The sequence below is a fragment of the Arthrobacter sp. SPG23 genome (assembly GCF_000876655.1).
Lineage (GTDB): Bacteria > Actinomycetota > Actinomycetes > Actinomycetales > Micrococcaceae > Arthrobacter.
In genome coordinates, this window is record NZ_JYCN01000025.1 from 46,525 (window position 1) to 71,849 (window position 25,325).

At 66.7% G+C, this 25,325-nt stretch carries 20 protein-coding genes; 10 read left to right on the plus strand and 10 right to left on the minus strand.

The features are described 5' to 3' along the window. Positions 1-42: 42 nt before the first annotated feature. From TV39_RS16270 to TV39_RS21820, 3 genes are read right to left on the minus strand one after another with little or no spacing between them, the layout of a single operon-like run. The gene (locus tag TV39_RS16270; protein ID WP_043483471.1) at positions 43-1,326 is read right to left on the minus strand and encodes an ATP-binding protein; all 1,284 of its coding nucleotides are present in this window, start codon (positions 1,324-1,326) and stop codon (positions 43-45) included. A 51-nt stretch (positions 1,327-1,377) separates the two neighbouring features. Further along, a complete protein-coding gene (locus tag TV39_RS16275) occupies positions 1,378-1,683 on the minus strand; it encodes a PqqD family protein (RefSeq protein ID WP_043483472.1) in 306 nt (101 codons plus the stop codon). After that, positions 1,680-2,252: a hypothetical protein gene (locus tag TV39_RS21820; protein ID WP_082049810.1), complete on the minus strand. Its 573-nt coding sequence runs from the start codon at positions 2,250-2,252 to the stop codon at positions 1,680-1,682. Before TV39_RS21820 ends, TV39_RS16275 begins: the two co-directional genes overlap by 4 nt. Positions 2,253-2,503: 251 nt before the next feature. Here TV39_RS21820 and TV39_RS16285 point away from each other — a divergent pair, with 251 nt between their 5' ends. After that, positions 2,504-4,291, plus strand: coding sequence for an HNH endonuclease signature motif containing protein (locus TV39_RS16285; protein ID WP_043483479.1), 1,788 nt, complete (start codon positions 2,504-2,506; stop codon positions 4,289-4,291). Positions 4,292-4,298: 7 nt separating this feature from the next. On the opposite strand, the gene TV39_RS22165 is transcribed toward TV39_RS16285, so the two are convergent. Then, the gene (locus tag TV39_RS22165; RefSeq protein ID WP_144406447.1) at positions 4,299-4,856 is read right to left on the minus strand and encodes a hypothetical protein; all 558 of its coding nucleotides are present in this window, start codon (positions 4,854-4,856) and stop codon (positions 4,299-4,301) included. Positions 4,857-5,314: 458 nt separating this feature from the next. On the opposite strand from TV39_RS22165, the gene TV39_RS16295 reads away from it, so the two are divergent. The 4 genes from TV39_RS16295 (at position 5,315) to TV39_RS16310 (ending at position 9,650) form a co-directional block, all read left to right on the plus strand. Continuing rightward, positions 5,315-6,712 (plus strand): amino acid permease, encoded by a 1,398-nt coding sequence (locus TV39_RS16295; protein WP_082049811.1) that lies wholly within the window; start codon positions 5,315-5,317, stop codon positions 6,710-6,712. 57 nt (positions 6,713-6,769) lie between these two features. Continuing rightward, entirely contained in the window at positions 6,770-7,630 is an 861-nt protein-coding gene (locus tag TV39_RS16300) for an alpha/beta fold hydrolase (protein ID WP_043483486.1), read from the plus strand. A 201-nt stretch (positions 7,631-7,831) separates the two neighbouring features. Then, positions 7,832-8,470: an arsenate reductase/protein-tyrosine-phosphatase family protein gene (locus tag TV39_RS16305; protein ID WP_043483489.1), complete on the plus strand. Its 639-nt coding sequence runs from the start codon at positions 7,832-7,834 to the stop codon at positions 8,468-8,470. A gap of 52 nt (positions 8,471-8,522) precedes the next feature. Continuing rightward, a complete protein-coding gene (locus TV39_RS16310; protein ID WP_043483492.1) occupies positions 8,523-9,650 on the plus strand; it encodes an LCP family protein in 1,128 nt (375 codons plus the stop codon). 38 nt (positions 9,651-9,688) lie between these two features. Here the strand turns inward: TV39_RS16310 and TV39_RS16315 are convergent, their stop codons facing one another. Both TV39_RS16315 and TV39_RS16320 read right to left on the minus strand, forming a co-directional pair. After that, entirely contained in the window at positions 9,689-12,415 is a 2,727-nt protein-coding gene (locus TV39_RS16315; RefSeq protein ID WP_052500598.1) for a cation-translocating P-type ATPase, read from the minus strand. 234 nt (positions 12,416-12,649) lie between these two features. Then, positions 12,650-13,009, minus strand: a complete 360-nt coding sequence (locus TV39_RS16320) for a hypothetical protein (RefSeq protein WP_043483495.1) — start codon at positions 13,007-13,009, stop codon at positions 12,650-12,652. A gap of 198 nt (positions 13,010-13,207) precedes the next feature. Here TV39_RS16320 and TV39_RS16325 point away from each other — a divergent pair, with 198 nt between their 5' ends. Beyond that, positions 13,208-14,245 (plus strand): arsenic resistance protein, encoded by a 1,038-nt coding sequence (locus tag TV39_RS16325; RefSeq protein WP_082049813.1) that lies wholly within the window; start codon positions 13,208-13,210, stop codon positions 14,243-14,245. Here the strand turns inward: TV39_RS16325 and TV39_RS16330 are convergent. From TV39_RS16330 to TV39_RS16340, 3 genes are read right to left on the minus strand one after another with little or no spacing between them, the layout of a single operon-like run. Then, positions 14,226-15,356, minus strand: coding sequence for a cation diffusion facilitator family transporter (locus TV39_RS16330; RefSeq protein ID WP_082049817.1), 1,131 nt, complete (start codon positions 15,354-15,356; stop codon positions 14,226-14,228). The two genes, TV39_RS16325 and TV39_RS16330, sit on opposite strands and share 20 nt — an antisense overlap. Beyond that, positions 15,353-15,730: an ArsR/SmtB family transcription factor gene (locus TV39_RS16335; protein ID WP_043483500.1), complete on the minus strand. Its 378-nt coding sequence runs from the start codon at positions 15,728-15,730 to the stop codon at positions 15,353-15,355. The genes TV39_RS16330 and TV39_RS16335 overlap by 4 nt, the downstream gene beginning before the upstream one ends. A gap of 37 nt (positions 15,731-15,767) precedes the next feature. Beyond that, positions 15,768-17,288, minus strand: coding sequence for a SulP family inorganic anion transporter (locus TV39_RS16340; protein ID WP_043483502.1), 1,521 nt, complete (start codon positions 17,286-17,288; stop codon positions 15,768-15,770). A gap of 189 nt (positions 17,289-17,477) precedes the next feature. Between TV39_RS16340 and TV39_RS16345 the strand changes: the two genes are divergently transcribed. Together TV39_RS16345 and TV39_RS16350 are read left to right on the plus strand one after the other, a co-directional pair. Then, positions 17,478-17,861 carry a MerR family transcriptional regulator gene (locus TV39_RS16345; RefSeq protein WP_043483505.1) on the plus strand — a complete coding sequence of 128 codons (384 nt, stop codon included), beginning with the start codon at positions 17,478-17,480 and terminating at the stop codon, positions 17,859-17,861. 329 nt (positions 17,862-18,190) lie between these two features. Beyond that, positions 18,191-20,410, plus strand: a complete 2,220-nt coding sequence (locus TV39_RS16350; protein ID WP_043483508.1) for a S9 family peptidase — start codon at positions 18,191-18,193, stop codon at positions 20,408-20,410. A 138-nt stretch (positions 20,411-20,548) separates the two neighbouring features. Here TV39_RS16350 and TV39_RS16355 read toward each other — a convergent pair whose 3' ends face one another. Further along, positions 20,549-21,733, minus strand: a complete 1,185-nt coding sequence (locus TV39_RS16355) for a metallophosphoesterase family protein (RefSeq protein WP_043483511.1) — start codon at positions 21,731-21,733, stop codon at positions 20,549-20,551. Between the two features lie 213 nt (positions 21,734-21,946). Between TV39_RS16355 and TV39_RS16360 the strand changes: the two genes are divergently transcribed. After that, entirely contained in the window at positions 21,947-22,639 is a 693-nt protein-coding gene (locus TV39_RS16360) for a peptidoglycan-binding protein (RefSeq protein WP_235347423.1), read from the plus strand. Positions 22,640-22,674: 35 nt separating this feature from the next. Next, on the plus strand, positions 22,675-25,125 hold the full coding sequence (locus TV39_RS16365) for a hypothetical protein (RefSeq protein WP_052500599.1): 2,451 nt from the start codon (positions 22,675-22,677) through the stop codon (positions 25,123-25,125). Positions 25,126-25,325: the final 200 nt, after the last annotated feature.

Sequence of the window (25,325 nt, forward strand, 5' to 3'; positions counted from 1 at the left end):
CGGGCGGTCCCGCACGCGGTGGGCGGCTAGTGCCGCCCTGCTTTATTCGCCGCCCTGTTCCAAGACTGATTTCGCGATGAGCTGGCCCGCGGCTGCGGCGACGGCGGCCCGGTAGTCGTCCGGCCGGCCGTGCACTTGTGCGACTTCCTCGGCCAGTTGGTCCAGCGTTACGGCGCTTGCCGTGGTCTCCCAGATGGCCGGTCCGATGCCGCTCAGCCGCACGATCTCCGACTCCAGCATCACCAGCAGGTCGCCGTCGATGGCCACGGCGTCCTTCGGTTCCACCCGGCGGATCCAGCCTTCGGGGATTTGTGTTGTTTCGGTTACTGCTGTTGCCGCTGTTGCTGCTCCTCCTGCTGCTGCGGCCGCTCCTGCGGCCGGGCGGGCTTCCCACGTTGGCTTGGAGCGGCGCTGCTTTTTGAAGAGCGGTTCCAGGGCTTGGGGCAAGTCCGCGGCCTCGGAGTACGTCACCTGCCACACTCCGCCCACACGGTCGATCAGGCGGCACAGCGACTGCAGCGGCTCGTCGATCTCGGCCTGAGAGGACGAGTCCGGGATGAGCGCGAGCAGCGCGTCCGCCAGTGGGACTTGGCGGAGGGTTGGTTGTTGGTTTGTGGCTTTGTCCGATTCAGTCCGGTCCAGCAGGACGATGGACTGGATGAACGGCTTCGCGGGTGCCGGCTGGAGCCCGAGTTCATCCGGACCCACCTGGTGCTTGGGTGCGCCCGGTCCCTGCTTCACGGACAGCGGCTTGGGGTACGGCAGAACGGATCCGTCCGGTGCGATGGCGACAGTTTCGTCCGTGACGTACCCGTACGTTCCGGCCAGCACCGACGCCGCGGTGGTTTTGCCTGTGCCGGACTTGGCCACAAGCGCCACCACTGCCCCGGTAGCCGGGTCCGCCACTCCGCAGGCGTGGAGCATCATGAACTCGCCGGCGTTCTCCAGGATGGCCGCGACCGTAAGTCGGGAGGTGAGGTGCTCAGCCAGCTCCTCAAAGGAGGCTGCCTGCAGGGCGAACGTACCGCCGTCGTGCATCAGTGACATATACGAAACGGAGGCCGAGAACGGGAGGGATTCCGTGGGTTCCTTCGCGAGCGGGGGAACCAACGGCGCCTCGGTGCCGGCACAGCGCGACCAGGCCGAGCGCATGCTTTGCTTCTGCTCCAGCGTGACCGAGCGGCCCCAGCGGATGGCGAATTGCGTGCCCAGGACGTCGAGGCTCAGGATTTCCCCGCCGCCCCGGAGGTCTTCAACAAGCCACTCGCCGGGGAAGTCCCATTCGAGCTGCGAATTGGCTCCGCGCTCTTTGTCCTGGCCCTTCATGGCTCCCCCATCAGTCTTGCCGGTTGGTGCTTGGTTACTTGTCTGCGCTGGTTACTGGTCCGCGCCGGCGGCGGTGGCTGCGTCCGCGCTGGCCGCGGTTTCGATGAGCCGCTGGGCCTCCAGGCTGGCCAGGAAGGCCTCCACCTGGGGCCCCAGCTCACCCGACGCGTCTTCAAACGCCGCTTCCAGCTCGGCAATGACGTCCGACTGGTCGCGGCGGCCGTCGAGCAGTTCCCAAATGGCCGCCGCAGTGCCGTCCAGAACCACCGGCTGGGTTGCGTCCAGGTGGAGCAACGCAACCCGGCCGGCGGATTCGGTGCGGACTTCGGCGACGTCGGTGGAGTGGTGGTAGATCATTTGAACTTGATGGACAGGTTTGTCTGCGTTTGCACGGTTACGCCCGAGACGGTAACCGCAATTGTCGCCACGTAGTTGTATACGTCGTTGGGCTTGGGTTTTGTCGTCGGCGAAGTATCCTCTGCGGCGGTGAAGGTGACAGGAAAAACCACCTGCGATCCTGCCGCATGGGTGAACAAAGTCGTGGACTCGTACCCGTTGAAGGTCGTGGCCTGGAATTCCCCGGATGCGGGCTGCTGTATGCCGATCTTGGCGTGAACCGTACCCACAGGCGTGATTGTCACGCTTCCGCTAATGGTTCCAACCGCATTATCGACTTGGAAGCCTGTGGGACCGTTGCCGCCCTTGCCCCCTCCGACGAAGTTAATTGCTGAACCAGCGCCGAGGACCGTAACCGATGCGGGAGTTGGCGTTGGCGTCGGCGTCGGAGTCGGTGACGCCGCTGCAGCCGGAGCCGCGATGGCTGTGACGATAACGGGCACTGACCAGGCCACACCTTTGACTACCCTGCGGCGGCTGAAACCGCCCTCTTCGCCGCTCGTGACCTCTGCGTTCAGAACCTCAGACAATTGCGCCCCCACATGGATTTCGACTGGGGCCAGCCCTCATGGACCGGCCAGATGCTTTCACCGCGTTTCCGCCGGTTGCACCCACTTTCCCCAACGACGCGAAAGGTTCACGCAACCGTTTTGCAAGATTCGGTCAAGGTTTCCTGTGCATGGAGATATTGAGCAACCACCGTGCTCAAGACGGGTCGCGGCGTTGAGGTTTGCCGCAGGCAGCGAGCTTAAATGTCGGACCCCCTTGGCAGAGTTATCCCATGGAAGCCGTTGGAGAACTCGCCCCGAACCAGGCCCTGCGCCTTGGGCGGTTTTCCAACGCGCCTTTCGAGCCGGAGACTCCAAAACGGACCCTGCGGGCCGTGCCGCCGGATTCTGTAGTGGCCGACGGCGGTGGTGCCGGTGATCTGGCATGGAGCCTTGAGCTACTCAAACGTGCCGCTTCGACGGCGGTGGCGAACGCTGCGGTGATGCGCTTCCGGGAGGCGGCTGACTTCGCCGCCAAGGTTGAGGAGATTTCCCGGACCCTTGAATATCTGCAGGTGGTTGCTGCCGGGGAGGTGGACCGGGCGCGGCGGGAGGCTTCTGATGCTGCGCGGGCCGGCTCGGGCTCGGGGGCGGCGGTGGGCTGGACCACCGGATGGGGCGACGCAACTGCTGTCCACGGTCCTATCGGCTGGGCTACCGGCGCTCCCCATCAAGCGGATAGCGGCATGGGCGAGAGTGATCGGGCCGATGGCGGCCCGGGCGGCAGCGATCGAGGCACAGAGGCCACGGTTCCCGGAACGAACTCCGAGGTGATCAACGCCGGGGAACCGGATCCGGCGGATGACGGGTGCCGGAACACCACCGAGTTCCTCCGCGCCCGGCTGCGGATCGGTGCCGCGGAAGCGCGCCGCCGCCTCGCGCTGGCCGAAGCGGTGTTGCCACGGACCGGGATCACCGGCCACGCCGAACCTCCGGAAAGGCCCGTGCTGGCCGCCGCGGTGGCGTCCGGGTCGGTGGGCTCCCGTTCCGCGACCCTCATCACCCTCGCCCTGGACCGGGTCCGGCACCACGCCCCCGAAGAGACCATGGCCCGGGTGGAACACACCCTGACCCGCACCGCGGCGGAGAACGACACCGATTTCGTCGCCAGGATCGCCCGGCAACTGGTTGACGCGATCGACCAGGACGGCACAGAACCCTCCGAGGAAGAACTGCGGCACCGGCAGGGCGCCTTCATCCGGAAGCCCCGGCGGGGTTTGTACCACGTGGAAATCTTCGCCACCCAGGACCAGTACGAACCCCTCCTGACCGTGATGAACACCGCCGCCAACCCCCGCACCCGCGCCGGTGCAGCTGAAGGCAACGACGGAACCGTTAATAGCGGTGATCTGGACCTGCGGACCCGGCCCCAGCAACTCCTGGACGGCCTGGTCGGCGCCGCCAAAGTCGCCCTCGCCAGCGGGAACCTCCCCGCTGCGGGCGGGCTCCGGCCCCAGGTCATGGTCACCATCGACTACCGCGACATCCTCGAACGACTCGACCGCCTCGACCACTCGAGTGATGCAGCAGGCGGCACTCCCGGCACCGGCACCCCAGGCACCCCCGGCACAGGCGCCCGAGGCATTCCTGGCATCCCGGGCACGGGCTCATTCACGTTCACGGGGCCGGTCACTGCGTCCACGGTCCGGAAGATCTCCTGCGACGCTGACATCATTCCCGTCCTCCTCGGCAGCGAGGGCCGCATCCTGGACATCGGCCGCACCACACGGATCTTCCCGCCCCACATCCGCAAAGCCATCACCGCCCGCGACCAGGGCTGCGCGTTCCCGAACTGCACCATTCCGGCCCCGTGGTGCGAAGCCCACCACATCAGCTACTGGTCACACGGCGGAACCACCAGCACAGAAAACGGCACCCTGCTCTGCTCCCATCACCACCACCTGATCCACAAAGAGCAGTGGCAGATCCAGGTCAAAACCGGGATCCCCTGGTTCATCCCGCCACCCCACATCGACCCACAACAAAAACCCCAACGAAACAACTACTTCAGACTCGAGTGACCCCGCCCTAGAGGTGGATCAGGGCGCCGGAAACCAGAACTGTCTGCTCCTGCTTGCCATGCTCTTGGAAAGTGACCTCGGTGGTCACCGAGAAGTCGCCGCTGTCGCTATGCCTGCCACGGTAGCTATGGCCGCCGAAGTCGAACTCCAGCTCGGATGAACCGGCTGACGCAAGCCAGGTGAAGGCTGCAGTGAACGTGTTACCCGCGCGCTTCAGCGTCGGTGTAAGGGACACCGTCCCGACGTCCACGCATGAAAACGACACCGACACGTCACCCGGGACCGGCGCGATCGGCGTGACCGGGCTGATGGTCACCTGAACGTTCACGGAACCGGTGACGCAGCCGAGGCCAGCCAGGCTGAGCCGGACGGGGACTTTGACGGCAGGGCGAAGGTGGGCTGTCCCATGACGATGCGACGCCGAAGGAAGCGACCGAATACCCGAATGGAACACAGCCGACGCCTCCGTGACCGTAGCCGTGGCCGCAGCAGGCACCGGACCCGGCGTGGGAGTCAGTGTTGCCGGCGTCCGCCCGGCCGGTACGGGGGTGACGAGGGCCGGCATGGGCCGCGCGGTTCCCCACACTGGCGTCCGGCGGTTGACTCCGGCACGTTGCTTTGTTCGATAGGCAAGCTCTGACATCTTCGTCCCCCGTAGCATTCGTTTGGGCCTCCCCCGCCGGGCCGCCCAGGTACTTTCGCCGTATCCTTCACCGGTTGAGCCCACTGTGCCTGTTGGAACTCTAATTTCCTGCAAACGACCCGCAATATTCGATCAAGATCTGCCGGTGGAGAGCCACCCTGGAAGGCCTCTCTCCGTGGAATCGGCGTCGCCCGGTCTACGTAGGGTGCACTTGGTAGGTTGCAGTTACTGCCAGAGAGCGTCGGCGTTAAGGATTCGTTAAGACCGTTCCGCACCCGGCGGTGGGCTGAATCCGCGGTGTTACGCTCCGAGAAGTTCCCGGCGGGACCACGGATCCAGGACCGGACCGGGACGGCATACCGGACGGAAAGGACCACCCGATGCGGGCACCTGACAGGGCTGCTCCCCGGCCCGGCTTTGGCGGAGCTTTGCGTTCACGCACGGCCCTGCTGCTGGCGTTCTCGTTTGCGGTCATGGCCGACCCCGTGTCTTCGGTGGCCTACGCGATTGAAGCCGCCCTCCGGGCGTTGAACGGTGATCTGGCCTTGCTGGTGCCCACCATGGTCCTCGTCGTCGCGATCATCGCGCTGGTCATCCTGAACTACCGGCAACTGGTGATGCGCTACCCGCAGGGCGGCGGCGCCTCGGCCGCAGTAGGCGAGGCCTTCGGGGACCGCTGGTCCTTCATCCCGATCGGGGCGCTGGTAGTGGATTTCGTCCTCACGATTGCCATCAGCGTCTCGGCGGGAGCGTCGGCAGCCATCGCCTACTTCCCCGTCCTGGCGCCGTGGCGGTTGCTGCTGGCGCTGGCGCTGGTCATCCTTGTCGGTGCCGGGACGTGGTTCGGGCACCTGGGACGTCTGGTGTTTGCCGCCATGACCGTGGCATTCATCATCGTCTCCGCCCTCGTCCTGTTCTACGGCCTGGGCGCCACACCCCACCCGGTGGGAACCATCACGGACACACCAGGACACGCCCCGCTCATCGCGGTGGTCCTCGCCTTCCCCGTGGCCATGGCCCTGGCCACCGGCGTGGAAGCCCCGTCCTCCGCGATTGCCCAGCTGGGCCAACTGGACGACGCCGGCCGGAGCCGCTTCGGGCGGGTGACCCTCTGGCTGACCCTCGCGATCGTCGGAACCATAACCCTGGGCCTGACACTGGAAGCCGCCCACCTGCAGGTGGGCATCCCGCCTGAGGACAGCACCCAGATCGCCGAACTGGCCCGGCTCGCCGCCCCCGAACCGGTCTTTGCCGCCTTCCAACTTGTGACCGCCCTGCTGCTTCTTTCGGCCGCCAGCTCGTCGTTCCAGGCGGGACCCGGCCTGCTCAAAGCCCTGGCCCGCCACTCCAATAAACAAGGCGACACCGTAGGGATCCTTCCTCCCGCGCTGGGCCACACGAACACCCACCACACCCCCTACTGGGGCGTGGCACTGTTCATCGCTCTGGCATGCGCTGTCACCGCTGCTGCCGGCGGCAACGACCAGGAACTTGTGCTCTTCTACGCCGTATCGGTCTTCCTGAGCTTCCTGGCCGGCTTGCTCTCCATGGCGCTTTTCTCGCACCGGGACGGCCGCCGCGGGTACCTCATCATGAACATCGCAGGCGCCGCGGTGGTGGCCTTCACCCTGATCGCCAACCTGTCCCGCGGCCTGCCGATCATCAGCCTGGCCGCAGCCCTGGTCATTGCGGCCGTGCTGTACGTTGCATGGGTCAGCGCCGGGCGGCCGCGCGGGATCCGCAACGTCGCGGCCGAAGCCGAAGAAGAGTCCGAGTGAGCTCCGGCGGCAGCGGTGCGGCTGGACGAACCCGGGTCCGCAGGAAACGCTGGTGCCATGCCCAGCGTGTATAAGAACCCGCGCGGTCAACATGCTGTGCGGCAGTGGTGTTCAGAGACGCTGGCGCATGCCGATCTTCCCTTGACCAGCACCACGTTGGACACCAGCGCGGGCCGGGTGCATCTCACGTCCGCCGGAACCGGACGGGCGCGGATCGTCCTGGTGCCCGGGACCGGCTACAACGCCGCGATGGCCCTGCCATGGCTGCGGGCGTTGTCCGCCCGCTGGCCCACCACGGTGGTGGACCTGCCGGGCCAGCCCGGCCTCAGCGATCCGCACCGGCCGCGCCGGGCACGGCTGGCCTGGTACGGCCGGGCGCTGGATGAGATCCTGGCCGCCATGGACGCCGACGGGGTGGTGCTGGTGGGCAACTCACTGGGCGGAGCCGTGGCCCTGGCAGCCGGCTCACCAAGGATCGCTGCCCGGGCGCTGGTCGCACCTGCAGGCTTCATGCGTCTCAGCGTGGAGCCGGAAGTGGCGCTGGCGTCGGCCGTCTGGCTGCTGCGTCCCACTCCGCGCCACACCCGCCGCTTGCTCCGGTTCTTCGTCCCGCCCGGCGCGAAGCCGCCGGAGACCGAAGTGGAGTGGATGACCCTCATGGCCACGCACTGCCGCACCACGCTGGCCCCTCCGCCCCTGGCCCCCGAACTGCTGGGCCGCCGCGCCGAGCAGCCGTGCGTCGTCGGGGTTGGAGCATACGACAGGTTCCTGCCACCGCGCCGGCTGGGCCCGGCCGTGCGGCGAACCATGAACTCCGATCTTCGGGTCTTCCCCGACGCGGGCCACCTGACCATCCCGTCCCGCCTCGAGGACGTGGTGTCCCTCGTGGCCGAAGCGGCCGCACAAGCCGCCCGCTAAGCCGCTGCCACCCGGTAGGCGGCCACCACCCGGCCAGGCGGCTGCCAAGGGACAGGTGACGAACGGAAACGTGACGAACCGCGGTTTCGCGGAGCGGGCTGCGCACCGGGCGATTCGACCCGGGGCGGAAGGGCCCTGCGTGTTAAGTTGAAGACCAGGGATCGCACCGATCTGACAGCCCCTCCGGAAAGAGCCCTCACCGTGGAATCGCCAACGCCCGTTCGGATCCTCACCGTCTGCACGGGAAACATCTGCCGCTCCCCCGTGGCCGAACGACTGCTGCAGGCCGGCCTGGACCAGGTCCTGCCCGGCGGCTTCGAAGTGCGCAGCGCCGGCACCCGCGCCATGGTGGGCAGCCCCATCCAGCCGCTGTCCGCCGAGATCGTGAACATGTACGGCGGCACGGACAAGGGTTTTGCTGCCCGGCAGCTGACGCCGAAGATCCTCCGGGACACGGACATCGTGCTGACCATGACTTCCAAGCACCGCGGCGAGGTGCTCCAGCTGGACGCCTCCCTGCTCAAGCGCACCTTCACCATCCGCGAATTCGCGCGGATGCTGGAAGCCCTCGAGGAACGCGACGCTGCGGCCGATGCCGCCGGCACAGCACCCGCCGAAAAGTCACCCGCCGAACAAGCGTCCGACGCCGGTGCGATGTGGCGCGGGCTGCCCGCCCGCCTCGCCTCGGTGCGGCACCTAGCCCTGGCCGCGGACAGCGGCGACAACGAAGTAATCGACCCCTACAAGCGGGGCCCAGAGGTGTACCGCCAGATGGAAGACGAACTGGCCCCCGCCATCCTCACCATCCTCCGCTACGCCCGGCTCAACACGCCCGCATAGACAGGACTTTCGGCGTCGTTCTTTAACGCCCCGGCGGTGGTAGCGTCCGGTTATGGACAACCAGTCTGATCCGGAAGGAGCGGCTGAAAGCAAGCCGCCGCAGGGAAACTTCGCATGGCTCCCTGCCTGGCTGCGCCGGCAGCCCACCTGGCTCAAAGCGGTCCTGGCGATGGTATTGGTGATCGCCCTGGGCAGCACGGCATACGCCTTCTCGCAGTTGGGACGCGGCGGACAGCCCGCCCCCACCGCCAGCGGAATCACGACGGCGGAAGGCGCCACCGCTACCCCGTCACCGTCCGAGCCGGCTCCCGCGCCCGTGCCGCCTCCGGCACCCGAACCGCCGGCCGTTGCCATGAACATCCTGATCATGGGCAGCGACAGCCGCGGAGACTTCCGGGCCGAAGAAGCCCAGGCCGCCGCCGGAACGCCGGCCGACCAGCGCGCCGACGTCCTCATGCTCGTCCATATCCCGGCGGACCGGCAGAAGATCTACGGCATCTCCATCCTTCGCGACACCTGGGCGGATATCCCGGGCTACGGACAGGCCAAAATCAACGCGGGGCTGGAACTCGGCGGGATCCCCCTGATGACCCGAACCGTGGAGACTTTGTTCAACACGCACATCGACCACACGGTGCTGGTGGACTTCAAGGGCCTCTGGGACGCGACGGACGCCCTCGGCGGGGTGGACGTGAACGTCACCGTTCCGTTCACCTCAAGCACGGACTCCCGGCACTACTTCCCGCCCGGAGTCAACCGCATCGGCGGCGCGGAAGCCCTGCAGTTCGTCCGCGAGCGCTACGCCTTTGCCGACGGCGACTTCCAGCGGGTCCGCAACCAGCAGACGTTCCTGAAGGCGTTCATCGGCAAGTTCATGAGCACCGGCACCCTCACCAACCCGGCAACCGTGATGAATGTGGTGAACGCGGTACTGCCGCACGTGATGGTGGACGCCGCGCTCACCCCCGAGGCCCTGGTGCGGCTCGGCTTCAGCCTTCGCGAGGTGGGTCCCGAGGATGCGTACTTCTTCCGGCTGCCCGACGGCGGGTTCGGCACCAGCAGCGACGGGCAATCGATTGTTCTTCAGAACCCGGGCGCGGTAGCCGCCGTGTCCGCAGCACTCGCCAGCGGAACCCTGGCCGACTACGTGGCGGCCAACGGCTTCCAAGGAGGGAACTGAGGGCGGGAACTGAGGGGCGGGGAATCAGGCAGCCGTGATCAGGCCGCTGCCGCGTCATGCCGGTGGGACCAACGCCGCACAGCCTTTTCAGCCTCCACGATGACCAGCACGGTGGACCCCACGGCAACGCACAGCAACCATTCCCACGCGTTCAGCGGGGTAAGTTCCAGCACGCCCGCGCTGACCGGCCAGTTCATCACCGCCCAGTGCAGCGCCAAAGCTCCGAGGGAGGTGTAGAGAAGCGGCTTGTTGGCCAGCAGCCTGAGCTGGAAGAGGGACTTGTTCTCGGCCCGTGAGCTGAACACCTGGAAGAAACTCAGCATCACGAACATGGTCAGCGCCATGGTCCTTGCGTGGACTTCCGGGTAGCCGGCATGCAGTTCCACGATGAAGGTCAGGATGACAGCCAACGCCATCCAGGCTCCGGTGATGCCGGCACGGAACCACAGCGTGCGCGAGAGAATGCCCTCGGAGGGGGCGCGCGGCGGGCGGCTGAGTTCATCGCCCTCCCCCGGTTCAAAGGCCAGGGCGATGTCCTGCACGCCGTTGGTCACCACGTTCATCCACAGCATCTGCACCGGCAGGAACAGCAGCGGCGTGTCCGCGAAAACGCTCAGGGTCACGGCCACCAGGGCGGCGGCCCCGGTAGACAGCAGGAAGTAGGTGGTCTTGCGGATGGCGGCGAAGGTGACCCTGCCTTCCTCCACGGCGTGCACGATAGTGACGAAGTTGTCGTCCGTCAGGACGATGTCCGCCGCTTCGCGCGCCACGTCCGTTCCGGACCTACCCATCGCGACGCCGATGGCCGCGGCTTTGAGCGCAGGGGCGTCGTTGACGCCGTCGCCCGTCACTGCGACCACCCTGCCCGCCCCCGTCAGTACATCAACAATCCGCAGCTTGTCCACCGGGGACACCCTGGCGGCCACGCTGGTCTGCTCAAGGCGGGCTGCGAGCATGTGGTCATCCAGGTCCGCCATCTCGGCGCCGGTCAGGGCGGGCTTTTCCGTTGGCAGGCCCAGCCGGGCGGCGATGGCCACCGCGGTGACGGGGTGGTCTCCGGTGATCATCATGACCTTGATGCCCGCGCGCCGGCACTTCTCCACGGCAGCGGCCACCCCGGCCCGCGGCGGGTCGGTCATCCCTTCCATCCCCAGGAATGTCAGTCCGGACGGAGGCGGCAGCGGCACGGTGACGTCCTCGTCGTCGGAGATCATGCGGGAGCCGGTGGCAATGACGCGCAGTCCTTCCCGGCCCATTTCCTCGTTGGCCGCATGGATCCGGGCCGCATCCAGGGGCAGGTTGCCGCGCGCCCCCGCCATGTCGACGGCGGCGTGCAGCAGGGCCTCGGGCGAGCCTTTGACGTACAACGTCAGCTTGCCGGCGGCGTCCCGGTGGACGGTCTGGGAATACCGCAGGTGCGGTTCGTAGGGCTGGTGGGCCAGCGGTTCTGCGGTGCGCTCCCGTTCCGTGATGGCGCCGCGGACGACGGCGGTCTTCGCCATGGCGGCGTCCACGGCGTCGCCGGAGTACTCAAGGTCCTCCTCGTCCTCTGCCGAGAGCGTTGCCTCGTTGGTCAGCGCACCGGCGCGAAGCACCGAGCGGGTGGGCAGCGGGTCCGCGGCGCCGCCGTCGTCGTCCCCGTCTGAAATATTTAGGATCCCGGCGGTGGTCCAGATCCTTTCCACGGTAAGCCGGTTTTCGGTGAGCGTGCCGGTCTTGTCCGAGCCGATGACGTCGGTTGAGCCGAGCGTTTCGACGGCGGGCAGCGTGCGGACGATCGCGTTTCGCCTGGCCATCCGCGACACTCCGAGGCTCAGCGCCACGGTCAGGACGATGGGCAGCGATTCGGGGATGGTGGCCACTGCCAGCCCGACGGCGGTGCGGAACATTGTGGACACGTCGTTGCCGAGCACCAGCCCCGCGATGATGATGAACACCAGCGCGGCAAGCACGATCAGGCCGATGCGGCGTTCCAGGCTATGGGTGAGCAACTGTAGCGGCGACTTGCCCGGGGGCCCCTGAACGAGCGCGTTGATCTCACCCAGGGCGGTCCCGGCCCCGGTGGCTGTGACAACACCCCGGCCGCGGCCACTGCCCACGAAGGTACCGCTGAACGCCACGTTCGCCTTATCGGCATCGCCGACATCCTCCGGCAGCGGCTCCGTGTGCTTGGTGGCGGCGAACGATTCGCCCGTCAGCATCGACTCGTCCACCTGGAGGCCGTTCGCGTCGAAGAGCCGCAGATCGGCGGGCACCCGTTCGCCGCTCTCCAGCAGGACCACATCCCCGGGGACCACCTCCCGCCCGGCCACCACCTGCTCGGTGCCGTCACGCAGCACCCGGCACGTCGGCGTCGAAAGCGACTGGAGGGCGCGCACGTCCGCCTCGGCCTTGCGCTCCTGGACAAACCCCAAGGCGGCGTTGATGGACAGGACCAGGAAGATGGCCCCCGAGTCCACCCAGTGCTGCTGGACGAGGGTAACGACGGCGGCCGCCAGCAGGATGCCGATCAGCGGACTGATGAACTGCCGCAACAGGACCCGCCACCACGGCGTGGCGCCCGCGAAGCTCAGCTCGTTGGGCCCGGCGTCGGCCAGCCGGCGCGAAGCCTCAGCGGAGTTGAGCCCTTCCGGCCCGGAAGATAACGCCGCAAATACGGCATCCGCGGTGAGGGCGTGCCAGGCAATTGGCCCCGCCGGCGCGGAATCCCCCGCCGTGGTCCTGGACTGAGCTGGTGGCGAGGCAGGCGCTGGCTTGTGGGCCATAAGGTGTCCCTACGGTGGGGTCGACGGAAACTACGCCGACCAGACTTCCCGGCTCACCTTCGGCCAGTGTACTGGACCCGCGCATCCAGCGCCCGTACCAGGGGCTCTCCGCCCAACTACCAACTGCAGGCGATTGAGGACCTACACAGCTGGTGGTTAGGAGGCGGGACCGCCGCTGGGCGGGGCAGTGTGGCGGGGTCCGCCGTCGTACTTCTACCGCTGTATGCCTGCCGCTTAGGCGGCGAGGCTCATGGCCCGGTTCCTGATCCGGGTTGCAGCGTGCGTGCCCAGCCGCGCCGGTGCCAAGTCCGTCGGAGCCAAAACGCTGATGTTGCATTCCGACTGGAGCGGATCAATGGATTCCGGCAGGTGGTGGGATTCCGAACATGCCTGCAGCTGCTCCATTGCAGCCGGCTCAACACGTGCGTGGCTCACATCCACCACCAGGTGGAGTCCTTCCTTCAAATGATTTGCCCTCTTCACAACCACATACAGTGCCTGGAGGCTTTTCGCCGTCACATGCCCCTGGGCTGCTACTTCAGCCTCTCCGCAATCGAGGTCGAGCCGTACTAAAACCTTGAGTTTGTGGTTCAAGTGTTTCCCCTATTCCTGCATGGCCGCGACGCTGCGACCTCCATCAGCCTAGGGAGCGAATGTGACCTACGCAACACTGGGCGTCACATGTGGACCGAGTGACGTTATGAACGGCGCGGGTCGTTGAACCCTGCCGCGCCCTGGGGTAATGGGTCGCCTACGATGGTGCCAGTGAGGATCAGGACGTTAGTGGCATGGATGGAACGCCGCCAGATCGGCCTGTATCTTGCCGCGATTGTGGCTGGCGGCGCCGCGGGATTCCTGGCGCCCGGGACGGCTGCAGCCATGGAACTGGCCATCAATCCGGTGCTGGGGCTGCTGCTCTACGCCACGTTCCTGGGCATCCCGTTCGCCTCACTGGGGCGGGCTGTGCGCGACGTGCGGTTCATGGCCACCGTGCTGGTGCTCAACTTCGCCGTGGTGCCGCTGGTGGTGTTCGGGCTGAGCCGCTTCGTCGCCGGGGACCAGGCGCTTCTGGTGGGCGTGCTGCTGGTGCTCCTGACCCCGTGCATCGACTACGTGATGGTGTTCAGTGGCCTGGCCGGCGGTGCCAGCGATCGGCTGCTTGCCGCGTCCCCGGTGCTGATGCTCGGCCAGATGATCCTGCTACCGCTGTATCTCCTGGTGTTCGTGGGCCCGGAACTGGTGTCCGTGATCGACCCTGCACCGTTCGTGCAGGCCCTGGTGGGGCTCATTATGGCCCCGCTGGCCCTGGCGACGCTGACGCAGTGGTTTGCCCGGCGGGAGGGCGGCAGGGAAGGCGACCCATCCGCCGTCGGGCGTTCCGGCGTCGGGCGCAAAGGCGTCGGCCGCACCGGCGTCGGGCGTTCCGGCGTCGGCCGCAAAGTAGTGACGGCGATGCAGGCGCTGATGGTCCCGCTGATGATGGCAACGCTGGCCGTGGTGGTGGGTTCGCAGATTGTGGGCGTGCGCCAGGAGCTGGGCGCGCTGATGGCCGTGGTGCCGCTTTACGCCGCGTTCCTGGTGGTCATGGTTCCGCTGGGCCTGCTCGCGGCCAGGCCGGCCCGCCTTGACGCGCCTTCAACCCTGGCCGTGGTGTTCAGCGGCGCCACTCGCAATTCGCTGGTGGTGCTGCCGCTGGCCCTTGCGCTTCCGGAGCCGCTGGCCCTCGCCGCGCTGGTGGTGGTCACGCAGACCCTGGTGGAGCTCGTGGGCATGGTGGCCTACGTGCGCTTCCTGCCGCTGCTGGTTCCGGCTAGGAAAACCGCGGTGTGACCGTCACCGATCCCACGTTGGGCAGGGCGTGGCGCACGGCGTGGTCGAGGCTGCTGGTGAGCTGATTCAGCTCGCCCAGGTCGCCTGCCGGGGTGAACGGCACGCTGATTTCCACGTGGAGCCTGTGCCCGGACCAGCGCAGGCGCGACGTTGTTCCTGCAGGGGCCGAGTCTTGTGTGACGGCGCTGAGCTTGTCGGTCAGCTTGGGGTCCACGCCATCCATCAGGCGGCGGCCCACGTCCCTGACGGTCCCCCACAGCAGCACAGCAATGGCCGCGGAGATCAGCAGCCCCACGATCGGATCGGCAAGCGGGAACCCAAGCCAGATGCCCACGACGCCCGCAACGACTGCCAGGGATGTGAACCCGTCGGTCCGCGCGTGGATGCCGTCAGCAACCAGCGCAGCGGAGCCGATCCTGCGGCCCACCCGGATGCGGTAAATGGCGACGAGTTCATTTCCGGCGAAGCCCACCAGCCCGGCAGCCAGCACCCACCCCAGGTTGTGGACAGGCTGGGGTTCGAAGAAACGGCGGACGGATTCGACGGCGGCAACCACCGCGGAGAGCGCGATCATGGCCACGATGAAGAGGCCCGCCAGGTCCTCGGCGCGGCCGAAGCCGTGCGTGTAGGTGCGGGTGCCCGGGCGGCGCCCGAGCAGGAAGGCGATCCACAGCGGCACGGCCGTCAGCGCATCGGAGAAGTTATGGACGGTATCCGCCAGCAGCGCCACCGACCCGCTGACCAGGACGATAATCAGCTGGAAAACCGACGTGGCGCCAAGGCCCAGCAGGGAGACCTTCACGGCGCGGATGCCCTGGGCGCTGGTTTCCAGCGCCGTGTCGATCGAATCGGCGGAGTCGTGCGAGTGCGGAACAAACAGCTCGTGCAGCCACCCCTTCAGGCCCGTGGGGTGGTCGTGGTCATGGGCGTGCTCATGGTCGCCGTGCTCATGGGCGTGGTCGCCGTGGGCGTGGGCGTGGCCATGACCGTGCTCGCCGGCGCCGTGGGCGTGGTCGCCATGGTCGTGCTCGTGGTCGTGCTCGTGCTCGCCGTCATGCGCGTGCGTGTGCGAACCGACGTCACGGCCGGCCGGCGGGATAGGGCGGCTCATGACGCGGCCTCTACGCTGGTTCCGTGCGGCGCGAGTCCGTGGTGGGGTGCAGTGCCGAGTGCGTGCTCAGCCTGGTGGATGGCGTCGGCCACGAGCTCCCACGCGTGGCCGTCCTGAAGCCGGTAATAGACCTTGGTGCCTTCCTGGCGGGTGGCCACCATCCTGGCGAGCCGCATCTTGGCAAGATGCTGGGAGACGGCGGCTGCGGACTTCCCGGCCTTCTCCGCGAGGGCGTTGACCGGAAGCTCTCCATTGCGAAGCGCCAGAATCAGCCTGACCCGGGTTGCGTCCGCCAACATGGCAAAGACCTCCACGGCGAGCTCCACGTACTGGCTGTCGGGGCCCAGGGTGCGAGCACTATTATCTGCATTCATACGCAGATACTTTCATAGCGGCTGCCCGACTACAAGCTCAGTGGCCGCTGAGTTTGCCGCCAAGGCGCTCGCGCATGAGGGTGCTGGCGTCGTTAAGGCCGACGATCTGCACGTCCTTGCCGTGGTGGTGGTATTTCTCGGTGATGGCGTCCAATGCCGCGATAGTGGACGCATCCCACAGGTGGCTGGCGTGCATGTCGATGACCACATGCTCGGGATCCAAGGCGTATTCAAACTGGGTGTAGAGGTCGTTCGAGGAGGCGAAGAACAACTCCCCGTCCACCACGTAGGTGGCGGTTTCGTGGCCGCCTACAGTGCCGACGCTCCGTTCAACGGTGACGAAGTGTGCCACGCGGCGGGCGAACAGCACCATCGCCACGAGCACGCCGACTCCCACGCCGATAGCCAGGTTGTGCGTTGTTACCGTGCCGATGACAGTGGCCACCATCACCAGGGTTTCGCTCTTGGGCATCATCTTCAGCGTCCGGGGGTGGATGCTGTGCCAGTCGAAGGTGGCCCAGGAAACGAAGATCATCACGGCCACCAGTGCGGCCATCGGGATCAGCGAGACAATGTCACCCAACACCACCACCAGGATGAGAAGGAAGACGCCGGCCAGGAAGGTGGAGATCCGTGTGCGGGCGCCGGAGGCCTTGACGTTGATCATGGTCTGGCCGATCATCGCGCAGCCGCCCATGCCGCCGAAGAACCCGGTGACAACGTTGGCCACACCCTGCCCCCAGGCTTCGCGGGTCTTGTGGGAGCGGGTGTCGGTGACGTCATCCACCAGCTTGGCAGTCATGAGCGACTCGAGCAGGCCGACGAAGGCCATGGCCAGGGCAAACGGGAAAATGATCTGCAGCGTCTCAAGGCTGAACGGCACGTTCGGGATGAACAGTGTGGGCAGCGAATCGGGCAACTCGCCTTTGTCACCCACGGTGGGAACGACGACGGCGGCCAGGACAGTAATCAGGGTCAGCACCACGATCGCGACGAGCGGGGCCGGGACGGCCTTGGTCAGCTTCGGCAGGCCGAAGACGATGACCAGGCCAAGAACGACGAGGGGGTACACCAGCCACGGAACGCCGAGGAGTTCGGGGACCTGGGACATGAAGATCAGGATGGCCAGGGCGTTGACGAAGCCCACCATCACCGAGCGCGGGATGAACCGCATGAGCTTGGCGACCCCTGAGAGACCCAGGACGATTTGGAAGACACCGGCCAGGATCACCGCGGCAACGAAGTAGTCCACCCCGTGGGAATTCACCAGCGGCGCAATCACCAGGGCAATCGCACCGGTGGCGGCGGAGATCATGGCCGGGCGACCGCCCACAAAGGCGATCGTGACGGCCATGGTGAACGAGGCGAACAGGCCGATCCGCGGGTCCACCCCGGCGATGATCGAGAACGCGATCGCCTCCGGAATGAGTGCCAGCGCAACCACCAGGCCGGCGAGGACCTCGGTCTTGAGCCGGCGCGGCGACATCAGGGTGCCGCGGACCGATTGCAGCTGTTCAGGAGTGAAGGCCGGGGCATCCCCGGCAGTTTTGACGGCCATTGCTGGCTCCGTTCGTAGTCAAGAAGGCACAGGGCAGCGCCTTCGTTGTGCAAATGAATGAGGGGCGCAGCGTTGCGCGGTGAGTGGCGGCGGAGGAAAGGGCTCTACCCTTGAAGGTCACACCGCTCATTTCAAACTCTACCCTAACGTGAGGGTAGAGTTAAGCCGACGACAGGACGGAGGTCTCTGATGACAGCGCGCACCAGCACCATGCACATCGGTGAACTGGCAGAAAGGACGGGGCTGTCCCTGCGGACCATCCGCCACTACGACGACGTGGGGCTGCTGCCGGCAACGTCCCGAACGGACGGCGGTTTCCGCGTGTACTCCGAGGACGACTTTGAGCGTCTCACCGTCATCAAGCAGATGAAACCCCTGGGGTTCTCGCTCGAGGAGATGGCTGAGATCCTGGACATCCTGGCATCACAGGACGCCGCCGAGGCTAACGACGGAAAGGCCGGCAGCGCGGCCAAGCTGACCGAGATCCTGGAGAAAGCCGTCCATCAGAGGACGAAGATGGCGCGCAACCTGGCGCAGGCGGACGAGTTTATCCAGAGGCTCCGCGGACTCTGAGCTGCAAACTCTGAGCTAAGGGCCGGCGGCGCCTGGGGAAGCCTCGGTCTCAGAAGGCTTGTCACCGCCGGCCCAGCTCAACGTGATCCGGATCGTTGTCCGGGCCAGTTATCGGACTGGCGGGAGTTCCCAGGGGGACCAGGTCCTCCGCCGACCGACTCCTCAAGACTATTTACCGCCCACATCCTGTGCGTGAGTGGCCACTACTTGTCTTTATGTTGCTCAAGTAACGCGCTGTGCAGGGCGCTACGCAGGGCTAAAGCGGACCACTCTATCCCCCGGTAGCGAACGCGTGTGCCTGCGGCGGAATAGCTTTATATATTGAGTCAATGACCCAGACTCCAGTGCAGCACCCAGCCGACAACACCCCTGCGGCCGCCGCCCCCGTAGCCAGGAAGGTCCCGTTCGAACGGACCCACCACGGCGACACGTTCGTGGACAACTACGAATGGCTGCGGGCCAAGGACTCCGCGGACGTGGTGGAGCACCTCAAGGCGGAGAACGCCTACCAGGAAGCGGTCACTGCCCACCAGGAGCCGCTCCGCGAAGCCATCTTCCAGGAAATCAAGGGACGCACCCAGGAGACGGACTTGTCCGTACCGAACCGCAAGGACGGCTGGTGGTACTACACCCGCTCCGCGGAGGGCAAGGAATACGGCATCCAGTGCCGCGTCAAGGCGCAGAACACCGGGGACCCGGTGGCCGACTGGACGCCCCCGGCGGTGGAGGCCGGCGTCGAACTTTCCGGTGAAGAAGTCCTGCTGGACTGCAACGTCGAAGCTGAAGGCAAGCCGTTCTTCGCGGTGGGCGGCACGGCCGTGACCGTGGACGGCAACCTCTACGCCTACGCCGTGGACAACGCGGGCGACGAGCGTTTCACCCTGCGCTTCAAGGACCTGCGCACGGGTGAGATGCTGCCGGACGTCATCGAGAACATCTTCTACGGCGTCTCCTTCTCCCCCGACGGCACGCGCCTGTTCTACACCGTGGTGGACGACGCCTGGCGCCCCTACCAGGTGAAGTCCCACGTGCTGGGCACGCCGGTCACCGACGATGAGGTGATTTACCAGGAGGACGACGTCGCCATGTGGCTGGGCTTCGACCTCTCCTCCGACCGCCGCCACCTCGTGCTGAGCATCGGCTGCTCCGAGTACAGCGAGACGCGGCTGCTCCGCTTTGACGATTCCGACGCCGGCCTCAGCACCGTGATTTCCCGCGACGAACGCGTCCTCTACGAGGCCGAGCCGTTCCTCCTTGACGGTGCAGAGAAGATCCTGGTGACGCACAACCGGGACGCCATCAACTCCATGGTGTCGGTGGTGGACGCGGCCGAGCTCGCAAAGCCGCTGGCCGAGCAGCAGTGGACCACCGTCGTCGAACATTCCGACCAGGTGCGCGTCAACGGCGCGGGCGTCACCTCCACGCACCTGATTGTGTCCGTCCGCAAGGACACCATCGAACGCGTCCAGGTGCTGCCCCTGGCCGGGCTGGGCACGCCCGCGCAGGGCGACCCGGTGGAGCCGGCGTTCGACGAGGAGCTGTACACCGCCGGCGTGGCGGGCTCCGACTACGAGGCCCCGGTGATCCGGATGGGCTACACGTCCTACTTCACGCCGTCGCGCGTGTACGACTTTGTACTCCCCACGCCCGAGCGGCCGGCGGGTGAGCTGCTGCTCCGCAAGGAGAGCCCGGTGCTGGGCGGCTACTCCCCGGCCGACTACGTGGCCACCCGTGAATGGGCGACGGCGGCCGACGGCACCCGCGTTCCCCTTTCGGTGCTGCGGCACGCCTCGGTTGCCCGCGATTCCTCCGCGGCCGGCCTGGTGTACGGGTACGGCTCCTACGAGATGAGCATGGATCCGGGCTTCGGCATCCCGCGGCTGTCGCTGCTGGACCGCGGGATCGTGTTCGTGATCGCGCACATCCGCGGCGGCGGCGAGCTGGGCCGGCACTGGTACGAGGACGGCAAGAAGCTCCACAAGAAGAACACCTTCACGGACTTCATCGCGGCCACGGACTGGCTGGCTTCATCTGGCTGGGTGTCACCTGACCGGATTGCGGCGATGGGCGGATCCGCCGGCGGGCTGCTGATGGGTGCCGTGGCCAACCTTGCGCCGGAGAAGTACGCGGCCATCGTGGCGGCCGTGCCGTTCGTGGACGCGCTCACCACCATCCTGGATCCGGAGCTGCCGCTGTCCGCCCTGGAGTGGGAGGAATGGGGCAACCCGATCACGGACCCCGAGGTGTACGAGTACATGAAGTCCTACACGCCCTACGAGAACGTTGGCCCCCTGCCATATCCGAAGATCGCCGCCGTGACCTCGTTCAACGACACGCGCGTGCTGTACGTGGAGCCGGCCAAGTGGGTACAGGCCCTGCGTTCTGCGTCCACCGGGGCGCAGCCGATCGTGATGAAGATCGAGATGGACGGCGGCCACGGCGGAGCGTCAGGCCGGTACGTCCAGTGGCGCGAACGGGCCTGGGACTACGCCTTCGTGGCCGACTCCGTGGGCGCGGTGGAACTGCTGCCGGGGGCCGGGGTTAAGTAGGGGGTTGCTGGGGTGGCTGGGCGCGCCTGCCGAAACCCCGGGCGCGCAGCCTCGGCGATGTGCCGATTTTGGCCGCTATGCGAGGTGCATAGCGGCCATTTTCGTCAAATGGATGAGCGCGAGGGCCCAACCACGGGGTTACCGCTGGGCCGGATCCAGCGGGAGCGGAACGATGGGCTGGTCATTGGCTGTCAGATCGATGCCGAAATCCTTGGCAAAGACGAGCCGGGTGTCCTTGTAGATTCCCGGGTGGTTTTCGTCCAGTTCAAAGACGCGCGCACCCCGCAGACGGTTCCGGTCAGCGCCGGGCAGTCCATAGGCGCCGAATCCCGTCCCGGGTGCGTAGCCCAGCTGCACTCCGTAGTAGTTACCGACGTAGGTGTTGACGTGGTCGTGCCCCACGAAGTAACCGAGCACATCCCCACGTTCCAGGAAGGCGTTGAAGAGGCCGGAGTTGATGGGGCCGGGGCATTCATCTTCATTCCGTTCCCCGACGATATTGTGCTTCGTGAGTGCCCGGGCGTGATCGGCGTCCGTTCGTGAATCAAGGCTGGAGAACCACATATTGCGGTGCTCATGAAGCGCGATGTGGCCCCACATGAGGGACGGTACTTTCTTGCCGTATTTCTGCTCGGTTGCGATGGACAAATTCCGGTACCAGCTCACCTGGTCCATACGCACCCAGTCCCAGTCCGGGTAGCCCTCGAAGTCCTGGCCGTTGATGGTGCCCGGGGCGTAGCGGCCGGTGTCGATGAGCCACAACCCAAAGGCCGGGGCCTTGGACCGCGAGGACTGCACCAGCAGCTGCGAGTTGGAGGTGCCGGTGAGTTCCGGGGCGGAATCGGCGTTCATGTTGAATTCGTAGCTCTGCAGGAACCGGAGCATTTTGGCCTCGGTCATGCCCGTTCGCTGCACTGAATCTTCGTCGTGGTTGCCGAATGTCACAGCCCACGGGATCTGCCGGGTTTCCATGGGCTGGACTACGTGGTTGAGTGCCTGCTTGACCTCAAGTTCGGAGTCGCAGCCGCCGTTGATCACATCTCCGTTGATCACCACGAAGTCCGGCTTCTCAGCATCCAGGGTGCGGTTCATGAGTTCGATCGTGCGGCGGTCCGTCTGCTCGTCATCCTGGGTGTCGTTGAACTGGACAACCCTGAACGTGCCGTCCGGGCGGAAGATCAGGCTCGGCTTGGGCACCTTCGCTCCCGGCGCCGCATGGCTGCCCGCCGCTGCGGCCGCTGTGATTCCCAGCGCCCCAAGCGTTCCGGCAGCAGCCAGTGCCGCCCTCCTGCTGAGCTGGGGCTGGCTGATACTGATGTTCATCGCTACCTCTCGTCGCAGACGCGGCCCCTATTCCGGGCCGCTGTTATGCCCAGACAGTAGGAGGGAGAAGCATCCCGCCCTGAAACAGGCGGTGAATAGCGGGTGCATACCCAAAAGATGATCACCATGCTTACTATTGACTGGCATTAGGCACATCGGTGTAGAAACTGCTCACTGGGGGCAGCAGAAACCGTGCCGGAACTGGAGTTATTCGTGAGCACTGAACAGGGTTTGACCCCGCTTTCCGATGAAGAACTGATGGCACAGGGCGGCACCGCGCTTCCGGACAAGGAAGTAGCCTCCGTCCTGGACCTGAACGCCGACCTTGACCTGGGCATCAACGCTGCAGCACCCATCGACCTTGCCGTGGCAGCCAACGCCAACGTGGCGGCCCCGATCGACGCGGCAGCCTCCGCAAACATCCTCTCCTACGGGTCCGAGTCCCAAGCCCTCGCAGACCAGGGCGTGATCATCGATCAGGGGATCAACGCTGACGCCACGGCGGATTCCACCCAGGACAGCACCATTGACCAGGCGGCCGAAAGCACGGGCGCCGGCGCCACTGACGGAACCACAGCGGACGGAACCACCGACGGCGGCCTGCTGCCCGAGGACACAACGCCCGACGTCGGCGCCTTGCCGGTGGATCCCTCCACCGCCCTGGACGGGGACCTCCTGAATGTCAACGTGGACCTGGCCGCCGACGCGGACATCGCGGCTCCGATCAATGGCGCGGTTGCAGCCAACGCCAACGTGGCCGCACCGATCGACGCAGCCGTGGCCGCCAACATCGGATCCATCGACAGCGACGCGTTCGCTGTGGCCCAGCAGGACGCCATCATCAGCCAGCACATCGACGGCGAAGCCACCGCCACCGCCGATCAGCAGTCCGATCTCCGCCAGTAACGCCGGAATCCGACGTCAACGATGAGCACTCCTTAATGAGTTCAGTGCACGGCGGGCCGTCCCGGCTGGACGGCCCGCCCGCTTCTTCCGTGCCCAGCGCCGGAGGCCAGCCGGAAGACTCCGGGCCCGCTGTTACCGCGCCGGGCGTCTCCCTGCCCGGGGTTCCCGTCCGTGCCGACGGCATAGAGCTGATCGGCGAAACACAGGGCTCCGGCTACCGCGAGCCGCCCTCACTGGTCAGGCGTGCCGACGGGCAGGCCATCCAGCTCACCCGCCTGCTGTACCTGGTACTCGAGGCAATCGACGGCAGCCGCAGCGTCGAGGAGGTTGCAGAGCACGCCAGTTCCAGCTTCGGCAGGCTGGTCAGCCCGGACAACGTCCGCACGTTGATCAGCTCGCAGCTGCTCCCCCTGGGCCTCCTGAGGCTGGCCGACGGTTCCCAGCCGGAGGTCAAAAAAGCCGACCCGCTCCTGGGCATGCGCTTCCGGTATACCGTGACCGATCCGGACCGCACGCGGAAACTTACTGCTCCGTTTGCAGTGCTCTTCAATCCCCTCATCGTTGTGGCCGTGTGCGCTGCGTTCCTGGCCGCCTGCTGGTGGGTGCTGATGGTCAAGGGACTCGGTTCCGCCACACACGATGCCTTCGCCAACCCGGCCATGGTGCTGCTGGTCCTGGCCGTAACCGTCCTGTCCGCCGGTTTCCACGAGTTCGGACATGCCGCCGCCGCACGCCGCGGCGGTGCCACGCCGGGAGCGATGGGTACCGGCCTCTACCTGATCTGGCCCGCCTTCTTCACCGACGTCACCGACTCCTACCGGCTGGGCCGCGGGGGCAGGATACGCACTGACCTGGGCGGACTGTACTTCAATGCGATCGTAGCCGTGGCCATCATGGGTGTCTGGTGGGCCACCGGCTTTGACGCGCTGCTGCTGGTAGTGGTCACCCAGATCCTGCAGATGGTCCGGCAGCTCCTCCCCCTGGTCCGGTTCGACGGCTACCACATCCTGGCCGATGCCACCGGCGTCCCGGACCTCTTCCAGCGCATCAAGCCGACCCTGCTGGGGCTGCTGCCCTGGCGCCGGACGGCCCCGGAGGCCCAGGTACTCAGGCCATGGGCCCGGGCCGTGGTGACCACCTGGGTGCTGGTCACCGTACCGCTGCTGCTGTTCAGCCTGGCAATGATGGTGATCTCGCTGCCACGGCTCCTGGGCACGGCGTGGGCCAGCGTGCTGAAACAGCAGTCCCAGCTGACCGAAAGCCTCGCTGCCGGGGACATCGCCGGCGCCGCGGTGCGCGCCCTGGCGATCGCCGCCGTCGCGCTTCCCGTGGCGGGCATCTTCTACGTCCTGCTGCGCCTGGTCCGTCAGCTGACCACGGGGCTCTGGCAGAAGACCCGCGGCAAGGCCATCCAGCGCGGGGCCGCGATGGCCGCCGTCGCTGCTGTGACCGCCGGCCTGGCCTGGGCGTGGTGGCCCGGCGCAGAGACATACCGGCCGGTGCAGCCGTACGAGCGCGGCACCCTGGCGGACGTTACGACGGCGGTGTTCCCCACGTCGTCGTCCTCGACGCTTCGGGAAGGCCGGGCCGGGAAGACACTCGCGTTGTGGCCCGCGGGCGCAGCCAAGCCCACGCGGGAACAGCCACAGCTGAGCATGGTGATGGTGCCCCGTACGGATTCTGCTGCCACCAGCGGCCCGGCTGCCGACGGCGGTGCTGCCGCGCCACCGTCGTGGGTGTTCCCGTTCGACCAGCCGGCCGCGCCCGAAGAGGGCGACAACCAGGCGCTGGCGGTCAACACGCAGGACGGGACCGTGGTGTACGACGTCGCGTTCGCGCTGGTATGGGCCGAGGACGGCGACACGGTAGACACCACCAACGAGGCCTACGCCTTCGCCAGCTGCTCCGACTGCGCAGCCGTTGCAGTGGGCTTCCAGGTGGTGCTCATTGTGGGCCAGGCGGACGTGATCGTTCCGGAGAATCTTTCCGCAGCCGCGAATTACAACTGCGTCCGGTGCCTCACGTATGCGCTGGCCAACCAGCTGGTGCTCACCCTTGACGGGCCGCTGAGCGAGGCCGGCATGAACCGGCTGAATGCGCTGTGGGCCGAGATTGCCGAGTTCGGGCGGAACCTGCAAAACGTTCCGCTGTCCGAAATCCAGGAACGCCTCAACGCGTTCAAGGAGCAGGTCGTGGACATCGTCCAGAACGACCCGAGCGCCACCAAGGGCACCCGGACTTCGCCAACGCCGGGCACCACCGCTACCCCGACGTCCGGCACTAGCCAGGCTCCCTCCCCCGGCGCCACCGGCACGGCCTCGGCACCCGCAGGAACGACGACGGCGGATCCGGCGCCCGCGGCTCCCTCCACCGGAGGTGCGGCAACGGAGACCCCAGCTGCGACTGCGGAGCCGACCGTCGCGCCGACTCTCATACCGACGGAATCGGCGCCGGCCGCTCCGGTACCCACGTCAACCGGCGGATAAGGATGGGCGGTGGTCAAGTCCGCCGATGGGTGAGCCTGTCCGGCGGTTGAGGCTGTCCGGCGGTTGAGGCTGTCCGGCGGTTGAGGCTGTCGAAACCCCCGGGTGCGCACGATTTGCCGATTTTGGCCGCTATGCGACATGCGTGGCGGCCATTTTCGTCAAATGGATGAGTAGGCGGAAGTTGGGCGCCGGTCTTGTCC

Excerpts from the sequence above, each read along its gene's own strand:
- TV39_RS16270 (WP_043483471.1), bottom strand. The coding sequence starts at position 1,326 with ATGAAGGGCCAGGACAAAGAGCGCGGAGCCAATTCGCAGCTCGAATGG.
- TV39_RS16275 (WP_043483472.1), bottom strand. The coding sequence starts at position 1,683 with ATGATCTACCACCACTCCACCGACGTCGCCGAAGTCCGCACCGAATCC.
- TV39_RS16285 (WP_043483479.1), top strand. The coding sequence starts at position 2,504 with ATGGAAGCCGTTGGAGAACTCGCCCCGAACCAGGCCCTGCGCCTTGGG.
- TV39_RS22165 (WP_144406447.1), bottom strand. The coding sequence starts at position 4,856 with ATGCCGGCCCTCGTCACCCCCGTACCGGCCGGGCGGACGCCGGCAACA.
- TV39_RS16295 (WP_082049811.1), top strand. The coding sequence starts at position 5,315 with ATGCGGGCACCTGACAGGGCTGCTCCCCGGCCCGGCTTTGGCGGAGCT.
- TV39_RS16300 (WP_043483486.1), top strand. The coding sequence starts at position 6,770 with ATGCCCAGCGTGTATAAGAACCCGCGCGGTCAACATGCTGTGCGGCAG.
- TV39_RS16310 (WP_043483492.1), top strand. The coding sequence starts at position 8,523 with ATGGACAACCAGTCTGATCCGGAAGGAGCGGCTGAAAGCAAGCCGCCG.
- TV39_RS16315 (WP_052500598.1), bottom strand. The coding sequence starts at position 12,415 with ATGGCCCACAAGCCAGCGCCTGCCTCGCCACCAGCTCAGTCCAGGACC.
- TV39_RS16325 (WP_082049813.1), top strand. The coding sequence starts at position 13,208 with ATGGAACGCCGCCAGATCGGCCTGTATCTTGCCGCGATTGTGGCTGGC.
- TV39_RS16330 (WP_082049817.1), bottom strand. The coding sequence starts at position 15,356 with ATGAGCCGCCCTATCCCGCCGGCCGGCCGTGACGTCGGTTCGCACACG.
- TV39_RS16335 (WP_043483500.1), bottom strand. The coding sequence starts at position 15,730 with ATGAATGCAGATAATAGTGCTCGCACCCTGGGCCCCGACAGCCAGTAC.
- TV39_RS16340 (WP_043483502.1), bottom strand. The coding sequence starts at position 17,288 with ATGGCCGTCAAAACTGCCGGGGATGCCCCGGCCTTCACTCCTGAACAG.
- TV39_RS16345 (WP_043483505.1), top strand. The coding sequence starts at position 17,478 with ATGACAGCGCGCACCAGCACCATGCACATCGGTGAACTGGCAGAAAGG.
- TV39_RS16350 (WP_043483508.1), top strand. The coding sequence starts at position 18,191 with ATGACCCAGACTCCAGTGCAGCACCCAGCCGACAACACCCCTGCGGCC.
- TV39_RS16355 (WP_043483511.1), bottom strand. The coding sequence starts at position 21,733 with ATGAACATCAGTATCAGCCAGCCCCAGCTCAGCAGGAGGGCGGCACTG.
- TV39_RS16365 (WP_052500599.1), top strand. The coding sequence starts at position 22,675 with ATGAGTTCAGTGCACGGCGGGCCGTCCCGGCTGGACGGCCCGCCCGCT.